The sequence below is a fragment of the Massilia consociata genome (assembly GCF_042432755.1).
GTDB classification, from domain to species: Bacteria; Pseudomonadota; Gammaproteobacteria; order Burkholderiales; family Burkholderiaceae_D; genus Telluria; species Telluria consociata.
In genome coordinates this window covers 1-15412 of the sequence record NZ_JBHLWP010000031.1, presented here as the reverse complement: position 1 = coordinate 15412, position 15412 = coordinate 1, and the positions used below count along the sequence as shown (strand labels likewise).

Below are 15412 nucleotides of genomic sequence, written 5' to 3'. Positions count from 1 at the left end.
TCGAGACCAGGACGTTGATAGGCTGGGTGTGGAAGTGCAGTAATGCATTAAGCTAACCAGTACTAATTGCCCGTACGGCTTGTCCCTATAACCTTGGCAGTCATGCCAGGTCAGGAAATACAGCGCATGCTTGTTGATACGAATTACCCCAAGAACAAAAACATACTTCTTCCCGGATTGCAGGGATGTTGGCCAACTGGCCAACTCTCTTACAAGTCAAAGCCTGATGACCATAGCAAGTCGGTCCCACCCCTTCCCATCCCGAACAGGACCGTGAAACGACTTTGCGCCGATGATAGTGCTGCAACCAGTGTGAAAGTAGGTTATCGTCAGGCTAGTTATATGAAAAACCCCACCAGGTGATCCTGGTGGGGTTTTTTGCTTTGGGCACAGGGAATCGACGACACCAAGCCTTGCTCCTTGCGGGGGCTTATAGCTTGTCCGGCCCTCTCGAACTGCGTCATGCATTGCGCCGCTACGCCCGCTGCATAGAATTGGTCCGCCCCGCCTGCGTCGAGCCAATTGTAAATACAGATGCGCTACACTGCTCGTTTTCTTTATCAAAAGCAAGATGTGATGAAAAAGACGCGCACCATCGTCGTTCGCAGCCTAGCGGTCACCCTATGGCTGTTCCTGCTCCTGTTCGCTATTGCATTGGCGAATTCGAGCATCGAGCTGACGGCATCGGGCGTCCATCAACGTCTTCTTCTTTCCCTTGGTTCTGTCAGCGCTGCCATCAATACTTATGCCGGCACCGGTGACGAGGTACGCATGCCCGGGTTCCTCGACGGTCCCATCGTCCGAAAAAAAGCGGATGGTAGCTGGAATGCCACCTGGTTCTGCGAGGATGAAGTACAGCACCTCGCCGGTAGCGGGAGCGTATTGGCAATCGAGTGTGCCGGGCAGACCCGGCACTACCCAGTTGCGCGCAATCCGGAGATACCGAATCCTGTCTTCGATACACCAGGCGACACGCTCATCCTCAGCAATATCGAAGGTAACGTTCGCTTCCTCGGCGCCGGCCTGGCATCGCTCCAGGTGGCGGATGAGGCTGGAAACTGGAGTTATGGCCGTAACCACTTGGTGATCGCCGGCGATGCGGTCGGTCGCGGGCGCGACGCGTTCGCGGTGTTGTGGCGGTTGTATGGGCTCAGTCTGCAGGCGCAGGAAGCCGGAGGCAGCGTCCATCTTCTGCTCGGGAACCAGGAGCAGAATCTGCTGCGCGGCAATACTTTGGAGGTCAACCGCGATCATCTGTACGCGCTCGTCCGGATGGGCGGCCAGGCGCAGGCATTCGGCCCCGATACGCTGATCGGGCAATGGCTGCGCTTGCAGCCGGTTGTGATCAAAAGCGGGAAGACCGTCATCACGCACGCTGGCATCAACCCTGTGGTCGCCGATGCGGGCCTGACCGTGCACAAGCTCAACGGCGCCATGCGCGCTTACTGGTCCGGGGACATGCTTAACAAGATGGAACTCGACGCCGTGCTCGGTCCTGCTGGCGTGACGCAATACCGCGGTTATTTCAAGGATGGCGAACGGCGGTACACGCGTGCGACGACGACGCAAGTCAGCTGCGTGCTCGCGCATTTCGGGGCCAATGCGATTGTCGCCGGCCATACGCTGGTCGACAGCGTCCGTCCATTTCACGACGGTGCGGTGTGGGCCGTCGATGTCAACAGCAACACCGCAAGGCCTGAAGCGCTACTGATACGCAACGGTGCACCTGTCGTGGTATCGACCGGCGTGAGCCGGCAGCTCGACGACAATCTGCAGCGCCGAACGACCCGTGCGTTCAGCCTGGTCGCCGCGTCCGACATCAAGATGCTGCAGGGTCTGGTTACGTCGAATCTCGCGCTATCGCGCATCGCCGATCCGTACTGATCAGCTTTGCGCGAGCACTGCCAGCACACGGTCGAGCACAGGTTCCGTCACATCCGCGATCCGGTCCAGGCTCGACTCGCGCAGCGCCGCTGTATCGACAAGGTGCCCGCTCTGTAGTCCCGCCCAGCGCAGCAGCGCTGCACAGGCCTGCGGATGATCGAACAGCCCATGCAGGTAGGTGCCCAGGACTTGGCCGTCCGCCGATCGCGCACCTTCGTCGCGTCCTTCGATGACGAAGGCCGGCCGCTCCATGGCCGGGCCTGCCGACACGCCCATGTGGATCTCGTAACCGCGCACCTGCACGTCGACGTCGTCTGCCAGCGTACTGCGGCCACTCACCAGGGCCAGCCGCTTTTCCCTGGCCAGCTCGGTATCGATGTCGAGCAGGCCAAGCCCCGGCGACGCCCCGGCAGGGCCTTCCACCCCGAGCGGATCGGCTACCGAGCGTCCCAGCATCTGGAAGCCGCCGCAAATGCCGATCACCTTGCCGCCGTAGCGCAGGTGATGCGCCAGCTGCGCGGGCCAGCCCTGTGACCGCAGCCATGCGAGGTCGCCGCGTGTGTTCTTGCTGCCCGGGAGGATGATCAGGTCGGCTGCGGGAATAGTCTCGCCTATGCGCACGAAACGCAGGTCGACGTCCGGATGGGCGCGCAGCGCGTCGAAGTCGGTGTGGTTGCTCATGCGCGGCAGGCTCGGGACCACGACCCTGAAATGGCCCTTGCCCGACTGCGCAGCCTGCACCGCATCCTCGGCGTCGAGCTGCATGCCGTGCAGGTAGGGCAGCACACCCAGCACCGGCTTGCCGGTCTTCTCCTCGAGCCAAGCAAGGCCCGGTTCCAGCAGCTTGATGTCGCCGCGGAACCGGTTGATGACGAAGCCCACGATGCGCCGCCGTTCGGAATCCGACAGGCAGGCCAGCGTCCCGACGATGTGTGCGAAGACACCGCCGCGGTCGATGTCCGCGACCAGGATCACCGGGCAGTCCACCGCTTCGGCAAAACCCATGTTGGCGATGTCGCGGTCGCGCAGGTTGATCTCGGCCGGACTGCCGGCGCCCTCGACCACGACCGTGCCGTACTGCGACACCAGCCTTGCGTGCGACTCCAGCACCGCCGCCATCGCCACCGTCTTGTACTCATGGTAAGCGCGCGCATTCATGTCGGCCCGGACCCGGCCGTGGATGATGACCTGGGCGCCGGTATCGCTCGATGGCTTGAGCAGCACCGGGTTCATGTCGGTATGGGGTTCGATGCCGGCAGCGGCCGCCTGCAGCGCCTGGGCGCGGCCGATCTCGCCGCCGTCGCGCGTCACCGCGCTGTTGAGCGCCATGTTCTGCGGCTTGAACGGCGCGACGCGCATCCCGCGGCGCTTGAGCAGCCGGCACAGGGCCGCGACCACGGTGCTCTTGCCGGCATCGGACGTCGTGCCCTGCACCATCAGGGTCGTAAAGGGCAGGCCGTTCATTTCACGCGGTGCCGGCGCGCCAGCTCGAGTTTTTCGCAGAGGATGGCGGTGCCGGCGATCATTCGCGGTCCTGCGCGGTTGAGCAGGTCGCCGTCGACCGTGAACAGGTTGTCGTTGCGCGTGGCAGTCAAGGTGGCGTAGGGCTTCCACAAGGCGACGCCGCCATAGTTCTTCTCGGCGGTGCCGATGATTGCTTCCGGGTCGGCCTGCAGCACGCTCTCCACCGACACGATGGGCGCGGTGACCGTCAGCTTGGCGAAGATGTTCTCGCCGCCGCACAGGCGCAACGCATCGGTGATGATGTGCCTTCCGCTCAGTGTGTAGAGCGGCTTGTCCCATACCTGGTAGAAGGTACGCACGGTCGGGCGGCCTGCGTAACGGCTGCGCAGGCCGGCCAGTTGCCGGCGCAGCTCGGCCGCTGCCGCGTTCGCGACAAGCTCCGTGCCCATCAGCTGGCCCAACCGTCCGACCTTCTCGGGAATGCTTTCGAGCGTCTGTGGATCGCTCAGGAATACTGGGACCCCCAGCCTGCGCACCATCTCGATCTGGCGTTCGGAGTTGTTGTGCATCCATGCGACCACCAGATCCGGCTTCATCGCGATCACGCGTTCAAGGTCGATCTCGCGGTTCGAGCCGATGCGCGGGATGCTCTTGGCGGCTTCGGGATAGTCGCTGTAACTGACCGTGCCGACGATGCGGTCGCCACCGCCCGCGGCGAACAGCAGCTCGGTCACGTGCGGCGACATCGAAATGACCCGCATTGCCGGCTGGTTTAGCGTGACCGCATTGCCCGCGTCGTCACGCACCGTCACCGCCCAGGCGGATTGCGCCGCCAGCAGCGCCACCAGTAAAACCATTGCCTTCATCGATTGCTCCACTCCTGAAGTGCTCGTTCGAGACGCTGCCAACCCGCTTCGTCGGGCGGCAAGCCGATCCGGATGCCGCGCGCGGCCTCGGCAAACAGCCGGCACCAGACGCCGCGGCGCGCCATGTGTGTGTGAAATGCTTCCGGCCGGACTTCCGGCCACCAGTGAAATAGCGGCGTGCCGGCCGCCGCGATGCCGTGCGACTGCAGCAGAGCGCGCATCCGGCGCCCGGCGGCACCGAGTGCCGCTTGGGTGTCCTGCTGCCAGGCCGTATCGCGCAGCGCTTGCTGCGCAATCGCCTGGGCCGGGCCGCTCACGGCCCATGGCCCGAGCAGGTCGGCCAGTGCATGCAGGGTCGGCCGCTCGGCGCCAACGAATCCCAGTCTCAGGCCTGCAAGCCCGAAGAACTTGCCGACCGATCGCAGGACGATGAGTCCCGGCTGCGCCGCATGCGCAGCGAGGCTCAACGAAGGGGAGGTATCGCCGAATGCCTCGTCGACCACCAGCCACCCGCCACGCGCACCGAGGCGGCGGGCCCAGGCCAGCAGGTGTTCGGGCGCGACGGTTTCCCCGGTCGGGTTGTTCGGATTGACCACGACGACGACATCGCTGTCCTCGATCGCCTCATCCAGCCCGGCATAGGACGCCAGCCTCAGCGTGTGTCCATGCTTGCTCCATGCGTGCGCATGTTCCGCATACGATGGAGCCGACACGGTCACGCGCGAGGGTCCGCGCAGGCGCGGAAGCGCCTGGATTGCCGCCTGCGTTCCGGCGACAGGCAGCAGGTCGGGCGCGCCGTAATAGGCGCATGCCGCTGCGACCAATCCTGGATCGGGCTCCGGCAACCGGTGCCAGGCATTCGCGGGCAGTGCCGGGACGGGATACGCGTGCGGGTTGATGCCGGTGGACAGGTCGACCCAGTCGTCCCGGCCATACAGCTGCGCCGCCGCACGCAGGTTGCCGCCGTGTTCAAGCATGCGGCCCCCGTTGCAGAACGACGATGAGCGCTGCGAGGAACGCGGCCACGCCGAGCCAGAGAATGGTCGTGTGCAGGACCAGCCGCCATGCGCGGACGATGTCGGTGACCGTGGCCGCCGGCCCCTCGCCAAGCGGAGGGCGTTGTTCCACCTGTCCGTCGTAGACCGCGGCGCCGCCGAGCGACACCCCGAGCGCGCCGGCGCCGCTGGCCATCACTGGGCCTGCGTTCGGGCTGCTCCACGCCGGTGCCTGCCGGCGCCAGCATTGCCAGGCGCGCCCGCGGGCGCGTCCGGCCAGCAGTACATACGACATCGCGGTGAGCCGCGCCGGCAGGTAGTTCAGCGCGTCGTCGATGCGCGCCGCCGCGCGACCGAACAGGTTGAAGCGCGTGTTGCGGTAGCCCCACATGGCGTCGAGCGTATTCGCGAGCCGGAATAGCACCGCGCCGGCGCCCCCCAGCACCATGAACCAGAACAGGGTACCGAACACCGCATCGTTTCCGTTTTCCAGCAGCGACTCGGCGCCCGCCTTGGCCAGGTCCGGTTCGAGCGCATGCTGCGTATCGCGGCTGACGATCCAGGACGTGCGCGTGCGCGCCGTTTGCAAGTCGCCCGCGCGCAGTGCATCCACGATTGGCGCGGTATGGTCGCGCAAGCTGCGCAGTCCGATGCAGGCATACAGCAGGAAGGCGTGCAGCCAGATGCCGGCGTGGTCCGCAGCCAGCCAGGCCAGTACGCTCAAGGGCAGCACGGCAAGCATCCATGCCAGCACGCCGCGGCCGATCAGCAGCTTGCCGCGGTTCAGCCACTCTTCGATGTGTTGGGCCAGCTTGCCGAAGCCGACCAGCGGATGCCAGCGGCGCGGTTCGCCGAGCAGGAGATCGAGCAGCACGCCGGCGACGAGCAGGCAAGCCAGTTCGGGAAGCGAGAGGCCGCTCAGCATGCCTGGCCTTTCAGGATCAGCGGCAGCCCGGCCGCCACGAATACCGCACGGTCTGCGCGCGCCGCCACTGCCTGGTTCAGCCGGCCCGCTTCATCGGCAAAACAGCGCGACACCGCGCCCCAGGGCACGATCCCCATGCCGACCTCGTTGGAGACGAACACGACGTCGCCCGCCGTGCCGGCATCGAGCAGCTCCAGAAGCTCGGCACGCTCGTCATGGAAACGCTGCGGCAGCGCCACCTCGCCGACATCGGGATAGCTGCGGCCGTCGCAGAACATCAGGTTGCTCAGCCACAGCGTCAGGCAGTCGACCAGCACCAGGCGGTGCGGGGCGCAGTAGGCGCGCAGGACGGCCGCCAGGGCCAGTTCCTCTTCCACGGTCTGCCAGTGCCGGGGGCGGCGATCGCGGTGCTGCGCGATGCGCGCGGCCATCTCGGCATCGCCGCCGCGCGAGGTGGCGACGTAGACCACGTCCTTTCCGGCCTCGGCAGCGACCCGTTCGGCGAATTGCTCGGCATAGGCGCTCTTGCCCGAGCGTGCCCCGCCGAAGACGAGGGTACACGTCATGCCGGACCTCCACCGAACAGTGCGGCCGCGGCAGGCGGATTGGATGGGAAATAACTGTGGAAGTAGGACGCGGTCAGCGATCCGATGCGGAACACCGCTTCGCCCTGGGTACCGGTGCTAGTCTTGACGGTATGCTCCTGCGGCGGCGTCGTGGTCTCGAGCCTGGAATAGTGGAAGGTGTGTCCGCGCAGCGGTCCCTGCGGCGTCGGCATCGCTTGCGCCCCCAGCCCGGCAAGGCGCGACTGCATCAGGACTTCGCCCGGCAGCAGGCCGGCCATCGGCCAGCGCCTGCCGTCCTTGTCGGTGAGGCCGTCGACGAGCGCCATCATGCCGCCGCATTCGGCAACGATCGGCAGGCCATGCGCATGCGCCGCCCGGACCGACGCTTGCCAATGGCCGGCGTTCGCCAGCGCGGCACAGTGCAGTTCCGGATAGCCGCCGGGCAGGAAGACGGCGTCGGCGTCCGGCGGTACCGCTTCGTCCGCCACGGGCGAGAAATAGCGCAGCCGCGCGCCCATTTTTTGTAGAACGTCGAGATTGGCCGGGTAGAGGAAACAGAAAGCCACATCGCGTGCGATGGCGATGGTTCGTCCTTGCAGCAGAGGAGGGACATCCGGCCATTCCGCTGCCGACTGGCTCATGAGCGGCAGTGCCTCCCACGCTTGTTCGTTGAAATGCAGCGCGTCGGCCAGCCTGTCGAGCAGGTCTTCCAGGCCGTCGACTTCGCCGGGCAGGACCAGGCCGAGGTGGCGTTCCGGCAGCGGCGTGTCCTGGCGCGGCAGCCAGCCGACGAGCGGGATGTCGCGCAGCGAGGCCGCCACCATATTGGCATGCCCTTCGCTGGCGATGCGGTTGGCGACCACGCCGGCCAGCGCCACCGGACCATAGTCGCGCAGGCCCCGGGCCACCGCGCCCGCAGTCTGCGCCATGGCCGACGCATCGATCACGGCCAGCACGGGAATGTCGAACGCGCGCGCCAGGTCGGCCGCAGAGGGCGAGCCGTCGTACAGGCCCATCACGCCCTCGACCAGGATCGCATCGGTTTCGCGCGCCGCATCGTGCAGGCGGCGCCGGCATTCGTCGAGGCCCACCATCCACAGGTCGAGCGTATGGACCGGCGCGCCGGAAGCGCGTTCGAGCAGCATCGGATCGATGAAGTCCGGCCCGCACTTGAAGACCCGCACGCGCAGGCCCTGGCGCACCAGCTTGCGCGCAAGGGCCGCGGTGACGGTGGTCTTGCCCTGGCCCGATGCCATCGCCGCAACCAGTATGGCGCGGGCGCCTGCATCCCGGTTCATCTCACCACTCCGTCCCGGCCTGCGCCGCGATGCCTGCCTTGAAGGCGTGCTTGACCACGTTCATCTCGGTGACCGTATCGGCCACCGCCACCAGCTCGGGCGGCGCCGCGCGGCCGGTCACCACCACATGCTGCATGACCGGCCGGTCGAGCAGGTCGGCGATGACGGCGTGCACGTCGAGGTAGCGGTACTTCAGTGCGATGTTCAGCTCGTCCAGCACGACCATGCCGATTGCCGGATCCTGCAGGAAGCGTTTCGCCTGTTCCCATGCCTGGGCTGCCTTGGCGATGTCGCGCTCGCGGTCTTGGGTTTCCCAGGTATAGCCTTCGCCCATGGCGTGGAAGCTGACCTCGTCCGGGAAGCGGCGCAGGAATTTCTCTTCGCCGGTCGACATGGCGCCCTTGATGAACTGGACCACGCCGACCTTCATCCCATGGCCGAGGGCGCGCGTGACCATGCCGAAGGCGCTCGAGCTCTTGCCCTTGCCATTGCCGGTATTGACGATGATGATGCCGATTTCCTTGTCGGCGGCCGCGATCTTGGCGTCGATCACCGCCTTCTTGCGCTCCATGCGCTGGCGGTGGCGCTCGTTCAGCGCCGAGATCTCGTCTTCGCTCATATTGCTCATGTCGTTCATGCTGTGGCCTCGAATGGAATGAAAATGCGGCGGCCGCCGTGTTCGAGCATCTCGATCGGGTGGCCGAGGAAGTCGCCCAGCAGCCCCGGCTGCATGGTCTGCGCCACCGGACCGGCCTGCCAGCGGCCGTCGCCCATCAACAGCAGGGCATGGGTGGAAATGCGGTAGGCGAGGTTCAGGTCGTGGCCGATCATGACCACGGTCTTGCCCTGCTCACGGCACAGGCCGGCCAGCAGGCCCATGACGCTCACCTGGTGCGCCAGGTCGAGCGCGTTGGCCGGCTCGTCCAGCAGCAGGAGCGGGGTCTCCTGGGCCAGCAGGGCGGCGATCGCCACGCGCTGGCGCTCGCCACCGGACAGCGTGCGCACATCGCGGCCCGCCAGGTCGGCCACTTCCATCGCTTCGAGGGCACTCATCGCCGCCTGGTGGTCGTCGCTGCCTTCCCAGTAGCGGTTGGCGTGGTAGGGATGGCGCGCAGACAGGACGGTTTCGATCACGCTGTAGGCAAAGGCATCGTGGCGCGACTGCGCCAGGAAGGCGCGTTCGCGCGCCAGTTCGTCCGGCGCCCACGTGTCGAGGGCGCGGCCGCGCACGAGGACGGCGCCGCCGCTCGGCCGGTGCAGTCCGGCCAGCGTGCGCATCAGGGTGCTCTTGCCGGCGCCGTTGCGGCCGATGATGCTCCAGCATTCGCCGGGACGGGCCGCCCAGTCGAGCTGGCGTACCAGCGTGCGTCCGGCGATGTTCAGGTCGAGTCGTTCGGTCTGGATCATGTCACCTCCGCAGGCGGTGCAGCTGGTAGAGGAATACCGGAGCGCCGATGATGGCGGTGATCGCCCCGACCGGCAGCTGCTGCGGCGCGATGACGGTGCGGGCCAGGGTGTCACACAGCACCAGGAAGCTGCCGCCGGCCAGCACCGCCGCCGGAATCAGCACCCGGTGGTCGGGGCCAAAGGCGAAGCGGCAGGCATGCGGGACGATCAGGCCGACAAAGCCGACCGAGCCGGCGCTGGTCACCGCGCTGGCAGTGAGCACGCCGGACACAAAAAACAGGCCCTTGCGCAGGCTGCCGACGCGGATGCCGAGCGTGGCGGCGCTTTCCGCATGCAGTGCGACCACGTTCATGGCGCGGGCATTGCGCAAGGCATACAGCAGGGCGGCGCCGAGCACCAGCCACGGCGCCAAGCGCAGCGGTGCGCCGGCCAGGTCGCCGATCATCCAGAAGATCATGCTGCGCAAGCGTCCTTCCGGTGCGATCGAGAGCATCAGCGTCACCAGGGCCATGCAGGCGGACGACAGGATCACGCCGGTGAGCAGCAGCATCGAAGTGCCGCCCTCGGCCGCCAGCCCGCCGCGCAGGTCGCGCCGGGCCAGCAGGTAGAGCAACATCGAAACCGCCACCGCCCCGCCGAGCGCAGCCATGTCCACCACGATGGATGCCGCCATGAGCAGCAGCGCGAGCAGGGCGCCGACCGAGGCGCCGGCCGAGATGCCCAGTACGTACGGGTCGGCAAGCGGATTGCGCAGGAGCGCCTGCATCATCACGCCGGCCAGGGCGAGCGCGCCACCGGTGACGAAGGCCGTCAGCGCACGGCTGGCACGCAGCTCGATCAGCGATGCGGCGAGCGTACCGGCTTCGCCCTGCGCCAGCCGGCGCAGCGCATCCGGCACGTCGGCCAGCGGCACCGCGATCGATCCGGTCATCCCGGCGAACAGCAGGCTTGCGACGGCGCACAGCAGCAGCGTGCCGATGACGAGCAGGGCGCGCTGGCGCGGAGGATGGATCCAGACCGGAAGGGCAGGGTGATGCATGCGTCTCCTTGTTGCGTTGCGCGCGGTCAGCGAAGGCCGTAGCGCAGGGCGGCGAACCAGGTGCGTCCGCTCGTCCCGTAATTGCGCGCCAGTTCGTACTGTTTGTCGGCGGCGTTGTTGACACGGACCAGCAGCGACACGTCGGGCGTGACCTGCCAGCTAGTGTACAGGTTGAGCAGGCCGTAGCCGCCCAGGCGGCGCTGGTTGGCGGCGTCGTCGAAGCGTTCGCCGGACAGCAGCAGTTCCGCACCGGCCTTCACGGTACCCACGGTGTAATCGGCCATGAAGCTGGCGTGTTTCCTTGCGCGGCGCGCCAGTTGCCTGCCGGTCGTCTCGTCCTTCGGGTCCTGCCAGTCCAGGCTGCCGCGCAGGCTGATGCCGGCCATGCGCGTCTCGGCCGACAGGCTCAGGCCTTCGAGGGTGGCCTGGTTGACGTTATACGCACAGCTGCCGGTGCGGCCCGGGCATGGGTTGGCGTTGACGATCATGTCCGTGAGGCGGTTGCGGAAAACCGTGGCGTCGAACTGCACCGGGCCGGCGTCGTAGCGCAGCCCGGCTTCATGGTTGCGGCCTTTCTCGGGCCGGTTGGTGGGCAAGCCATAGCCCGGGAAGTACAGTTCGTTGAAGGTGGGGGCGCGGAAGCTGGTGCCGACACTGGCGGTGGCGCGCCAGCCGTTGCCGAAGTTGTAGCCGTAGCCGGCGGCGCCGGTATTCTTGTTGCCGTAGACCGAACGGTCGTGGCGGGCGCTGACATCGACCAGGTGGCTGCCGCGCCTGGCCGAGTAGGCGGCCGCGTACGCATTGGTGATGCGGGCACGCGTCAGCGCCGCGCTGGAGCTCGACGCGACGTCTTCCTTGCGGTGGGCGTAGAGCACCTGCAAGGTATCGGGGCCGAGGGCAATGGTGTTCTGCCAGGTCAGTTCATCCTGCTGCGTATCGATCTGGCTGGCGCCGGAGGCGGCGGCGCTGGTGAAGCTGCCCAGCTTGTCGTCGGAGCGTGCGTACTGCACCGTGCTGCGCCAGTTGGGCAGGAATTGGCTGCTGACGTAGACGGCGGCGGTGTTCAAATCCTGTTCGTTGTGCACGTCGTAGGGGCCGGGGCCGCTGTCGTACTGCGCGCGCAGGTCGCTGTGCAGGAACTGGGCGCCGACCTCATGGCCCGGGGCCAGGGCGAGCGACAGCTGGCCGTTGGCGTTGCGGCGGCGGTAGCCGTCCTTGTCCGGGTTGTAGCCGAAAGCGCCCGGACGCGTGGCGGAGAAGCCGTCCGATTCTTCGTGGCCGGCGCTGAAGACATAGCGCACGCCGCTGCCTGCGCCATGCACGCTGGCGTCGAGCTGGCGCGTTGCGTTGCTGCCTAGGCCTGCCGAGGCGCCGAGGGCCGGGCCGCCTTCGCCCTTGCGCGTGAAGATCTGGATCACGCCGCCGATCGCATCGGCGCCGTACAGGGTACTGAGCGGGCCGTAGACGATCTCGATGCGCTCGATGGTCCCGAGCGGTACGGCGTTCCATGCGGCGGCCCCGCTGGTGGCCGAGCCGATGCGCACGCCGTCGAGCAGGACCACGACCTGGTTGCTGTTGGCGCCGCGCAGGTACACGCTGGTGGAGGCGCCGGCGCTGCCATTGCGGGCGATCTCGATGCCACGCTGGCGCTGCAGCACGTCGGCCACCGAGCCGGCGCCGGAGCGGGAGATTTCCTCGGCATGAATGACGGTGGTGTCGGCGATGACATCAAGCGCACGCTGGGGCATGCGGTTGGCGGTCACGAGCACCGTATCGGCGGATTGGGCAAAGGCGGACGAAACGAAAGACGACAGGACGGCGAGTGCGAGCGCAGGCGCGGCCGCTTGCCGTGTTACAGGAAGGTTCATGAACAGTTTTCACATCAAGGACAACCAGCCGACGTCCCCGTCAGCCAGATTGAACAGAAGCGCCTTGTTGGCACGCTTCCACCTTTTGGCCGGTATCCGGGCTGGCAAGTGTGGCCGTCGGACCTTCCCATGCGAAGCGCACAGTGGTCGTGGAAGACGGTTTGCCGCATCATCCTTCAATGCGGTACTTGCTTACCGTTGCGGGGGCAGCACACGTTGGCCTATGTAGGGCTTCGTGTTTCCCGTTTAACTGCGCCTGTGGACACAGGCGCGAGCACCAAAACGGCGCCATTATACGGTAGAGACGCGCGTTCGGTGTCGCGGCATTGTCATTCTTTCAGCTCGATGACTTCACCGTACGCGATACGGTGCGGGCTTGATGCGGCACGTAGCGCGGCCTGTTCAAGGGTTCCACCGGCATGGAGCGCCGCCATGATCCGGATGGTGCCGGCGTGGCAGACGAGGAGGGCGCCGGCATGGCCGGAGCGCAGCAGTTCATCGCGGAAGGCGGCGACGCGCCGTGCGACATCGAGCACGTTTTCGCCGCCGCCCGGACGGTAATGGAGGAGGTCGGCCGTCCAGGCGTCGACGTCGGCGCGCGGTATCTCGCTCCATGGACGCATCTCCCAGGCGCCGAAGTCCATCTCGGCCAGGCGGGCATCGCGTTCGACCGGTGGGCCGAGCTGCGCAGCCAGGCCGGTGCACCGTTCGAGCGGGCTGGCAAAGACAGGCAGCTCGCCGGGCAGGCCCGCCGCGCGCAGGCTTGCCGCAACCTGTGCGGTGGCCGTGGCGGATACGCTGAGATCGGTCCTGCCATAGCAGATGCCGGGACCAACATCGGGTTGCGGATGGCGGACGAGGCAGAGCCGCATGCTTACGCCAACGCACCGTGGCCGAGCGTTGCCAGGACCGCCACGTAGATCGCCACTTCGGACAGCTGCTGCACGGCGCCGAGGCAGTCGCCGGTATAGCCACCGAGGCGCACGCTGAACTTGTGGGCAAGCCACCACGCGGAGATGGCGCAGGCCAGCAGTGCGGCGGCGAGGCTGGACAGGCCGAGCGCCCCGCTTGCGGCCAGCACGCTTACCGTGAGCGCGACCGTGAGCGCGGCGATCCCGAATTCCATCGTGCTCATGCGCTGGGCCAGCGGTTTCGCTTTACCCTCGGCACGCACGTACTCCATGCGCCAGATGAGCGAGGTCGCCGCAAGTCGCGACATTGGATGGGCAAGCAGCAGGGCGGCGATGGCGCCAGCGGGCGGCAGCATGGCGAGCGCGGTGATCTTCGCTCCCAGCATGCATACCACGCCGATCGCGCCGTATGCGCCCACGCGCGAATCCTTCATGATCTCGAGCACGCGTTCACGCGTCATGCCACCGCCGAGGCCATCGCAGGTATCCGCGAAGCCGTCTTCGTGGAAGGCCCCGGTGGCGTAGATCGTGGCGGCGGTGGACAGTACGGCCGCGACGGGTACCGGCAGGACCGTTGCGGCAGCCGCGTAGACCGCGGCGCCGATCATGCCGACCACGAGGCCGACGAGCGGAAAGTAGCGCGAGGCGTGGTGCAGCCAGTCCGCCTCGAAGCCGACCCAGCGCGGGATCGGCAGGCGGGTGAAGAACTGGACCGCAATGAAGAACAGGCGCAGCTGGTGCATGCTTATTCGGACGCCGTGCTGACCTGGGCCGAGGCGAAGGTCGCCATCTCGCCCAGGAAGTTTGCCGCCGCATGCAGCAGCGGCAGGGCGAGCGCGCTGCCGGTGCCTTCGCCCAGGCGCAGGCCGAGGTGCAGCAGGGGTTGCGCGCCCAGCGCCTCGAGCATCAGACGGTGGCCGTTTTCGTCCGAACAATGCGCGAACACGCAGTAGTCGAGGATGGCCGGCTGCAGGCGTGCGGCGACCAGCAGGGCGCTGGTCACGATGAAGCCGTCGATCAGCAGCACCTTGCGCAGTTCGGCCGCCTTGAGCATCGCGCCCGTCATCATCGCGATTTCGAAGCCGCCGAAGGTGGCCAGCACGTCGAGCGGCTCCACGACGCCCACGTGGTGCTCGACGGCGGCCGCGACGACCTGCTCCTTGCGCAGGATACCCTCAGCCGACAGGCCGGTGCCTGCACCCACGCACCGGGACAGCGGCAGGCCTGTCAATTTGTGCATGAGGGCCGCCGCCGCGGTGGTGTTCCCGATTCCCATCTCCCCGAAGCCAACGACGTTGCCCGGCAGGTCGCGCACCAGGGCCATGCCGTGTTCCAGTGCCGTGCCCAACTCCTGCCGTGACATCGCCGGCTGATGCGCGAAATTGCGGGTGCCGGGACCGACCTTGCGGTCGAGCAGGCCGGCGCGCCGGCCGAAGTCATGGTTGACGCCGGCGTCGACGACATGCAGCGCGCACCCGTTCTGGCGGGCGAATACATTAATGGCCGCCCCGTCCGCCAGGAAGTTCTCCACCATCTGCCAGGTGACGTCCTGCGGATAGGCCGACACGCCTTCCGCGACGATACCGTGATCGCCCGCGAACACCAGGATGGCAGGCTGGTCGATTGCCACCCTGGTCGATTGTTGGATCAATCCAAGCTGTGCGGCCAGCGTCTCCAATCGCCCAAGGCTGCCGAGCGGTTTCGTTTTGTTATTGATGGCATCGGCAAGCAGCCTGGACAGTGCGGCGTCATTGGTCGGTGCAATCGAAGGAATGTGCATTGTGGAAAAGATAAGGTAGGAAAAACGCGACGATAGCATAGCCACAGGCGTTGCAAGCCGGTTCGCGGTTTGCTATAGTTTCGTTTCTCCGACGCCGGCGCAGCTGTCAAAGCAGCGAAGCGAAGGAAAAGAGGGAGTTGACGAGAAGCGCGAAACACTGCATAATATCACTTCTCTGCTGCTGACGAACACAACGCTTCGTTAGATACAGCAAGGTGCAAGAAACCGATCTTTAACAATCAACAGTCGATAAGTGTGGGCGTTTGATGAAGGTGCCGGCTGACTTAGGTCAGCTGCATACTTAAATTATCAAATGTTCACAAAAAAGAAATACGTTGCTCAGCAATGAGTGACGGTCAGTATTTTGAGTGAGCGAAATCGATCCAGTGGATCGATTTCGAAACCGGCA

Annotated in this window: 14 protein-coding genes, 2 rRNA genes and 1 riboswitch; of the genes, 3 read left to right on the top strand and 13 right to left on the bottom strand. The window is 66.4% G+C overall.

The genetic code is table 11. The features are described 5' to 3' along the window. The 3 genes from ACFFJK_RS22055 to ACFFJK_RS22045 all read left to right on the top strand — a co-directional run. Positions 1–87: ribosomal RNA gene (locus ACFFJK_RS22055) — 23S ribosomal RNA — on the top strand; the annotation flags it as partial. A 135-nt stretch (positions 88–222) separates the two neighbouring features. Further along, positions 223–335 (top strand): 5S ribosomal RNA (gene rrf / locus ACFFJK_RS22050). 199 nt (positions 336–534) lie between these two features. Beyond that, on the top strand, positions 535–1884 hold the full coding sequence (locus tag ACFFJK_RS22045; protein WP_379681810.1) for a metallophosphoesterase family protein: 1350 nt from the start codon (positions 535–537) through the stop codon (positions 1882–1884). Here ACFFJK_RS22045 and ACFFJK_RS22040 read toward each other — a convergent pair whose 3' ends face one another. From ACFFJK_RS22040 to cobT, 13 genes are all read right to left on the bottom strand, one after another. Then, positions 1885–3348, bottom strand: a complete 1464-nt coding sequence (locus ACFFJK_RS22040; protein WP_379681809.1) for a cobyric acid synthase — start codon at positions 3346–3348, stop codon at positions 1885–1887. Next, positions 3345–4214, bottom strand: a complete 870-nt coding sequence (locus tag ACFFJK_RS22035) for a cobalamin-binding protein (RefSeq protein ID WP_379681808.1) — start codon at positions 4212–4214, stop codon at positions 3345–3347. The genes ACFFJK_RS22040 and ACFFJK_RS22035 overlap by 4 nt, the downstream gene beginning before the upstream one ends. Further along, positions 4211–5191, bottom strand: coding sequence for a threonine-phosphate decarboxylase CobD (cobD, locus tag ACFFJK_RS22030; RefSeq protein ID WP_379681807.1), 981 nt, complete (start codon positions 5189–5191; stop codon positions 4211–4213). The genes ACFFJK_RS22035 and cobD overlap by 4 nt, the downstream gene beginning before the upstream one ends. After that, complete coding sequence (cbiB, locus tag ACFFJK_RS22025) at positions 5184–6134, bottom strand: adenosylcobinamide-phosphate synthase CbiB (protein ID WP_379681806.1); 951 nt, start codon at positions 6132–6134, stop codon at positions 5184–5186. Before cbiB ends, cobD begins: the two co-directional genes overlap by 8 nt. Then, positions 6128–6700: a bifunctional adenosylcobinamide kinase/adenosylcobinamide-phosphate guanylyltransferase gene (gene cobU / locus ACFFJK_RS22020; RefSeq protein WP_379681805.1), complete on the bottom strand. Its 573-nt coding sequence runs from the start codon at positions 6698–6700 to the stop codon at positions 6128–6130. Before cobU ends, cbiB begins: the two co-directional genes overlap by 7 nt. Beyond that, positions 6697–7998 carry a cobyrinic acid a,c-diamide synthase CobB gene (locus ACFFJK_RS22015; protein ID WP_379681804.1) on the bottom strand — a complete coding sequence of 434 codons (1302 nt, stop codon included), beginning with the start codon at positions 7996–7998 and terminating at the stop codon, positions 6697–6699. Before ACFFJK_RS22015 ends, cobU begins: the two co-directional genes overlap by 4 nt. A 1-nt stretch (position 7999) precedes the next feature. Beyond that, complete coding sequence (gene cobO / locus ACFFJK_RS22010; RefSeq protein ID WP_379681803.1) at positions 8000–8626, bottom strand: cob(I)yrinic acid a,c-diamide adenosyltransferase; 627 nt, start codon at positions 8624–8626, stop codon at positions 8000–8002. A 5-nt stretch (positions 8627–8631) separates the two neighbouring features. Further along, the gene (locus ACFFJK_RS22005) at positions 8632–9405 is read right to left on the bottom strand and encodes an ABC transporter ATP-binding protein (protein ID WP_379681802.1); all 774 of its coding nucleotides are present in this window, start codon (positions 9403–9405) and stop codon (positions 8632–8634) included. A 1-nt stretch (position 9406) separates the two neighbouring features. After that, positions 9407–10444, bottom strand: coding sequence for a FecCD family ABC transporter permease (locus ACFFJK_RS22000; protein WP_379681801.1), 1038 nt, complete (start codon positions 10442–10444; stop codon positions 9407–9409). Positions 10445–10470: 26 nt separating this feature from the next. Then, the gene (locus ACFFJK_RS21995) at positions 10471–12312 is read right to left on the bottom strand and encodes a TonB-dependent receptor domain-containing protein (protein WP_379681800.1); all 1842 of its coding nucleotides are present in this window, start codon (positions 12310–12312) and stop codon (positions 10471–10473) included. Between the two features lie 70 nt (positions 12313–12382). Next, positions 12383–12609: riboswitch (cobalamin riboswitch) on the bottom strand. Positions 12610–12641: 32 nt separating this feature from the next. Then, on the bottom strand, positions 12642–13184 hold the full coding sequence (locus ACFFJK_RS21990) for a histidine phosphatase family protein (RefSeq protein WP_379681799.1): 543 nt from the start codon (positions 13182–13184) through the stop codon (positions 12642–12644). 2 nt (positions 13185–13186) lie between these two features. Further along, positions 13187–13966 carry an adenosylcobinamide-GDP ribazoletransferase gene (locus tag ACFFJK_RS21985; protein WP_379681798.1) on the bottom strand — a complete coding sequence of 260 codons (780 nt, stop codon included), beginning with the start codon at positions 13964–13966 and terminating at the stop codon, positions 13187–13189. 2 nt (positions 13967–13968) lie between these two features. Then, on the bottom strand, positions 13969–15003 hold the full coding sequence (gene cobT, locus ACFFJK_RS21980) for a nicotinate-nucleotide--dimethylbenzimidazole phosphoribosyltransferase (protein ID WP_379681797.1): 1035 nt from the start codon (positions 15001–15003) through the stop codon (positions 13969–13971). Between the last annotated feature and the right edge of the window lie 409 nt (positions 15004–15412).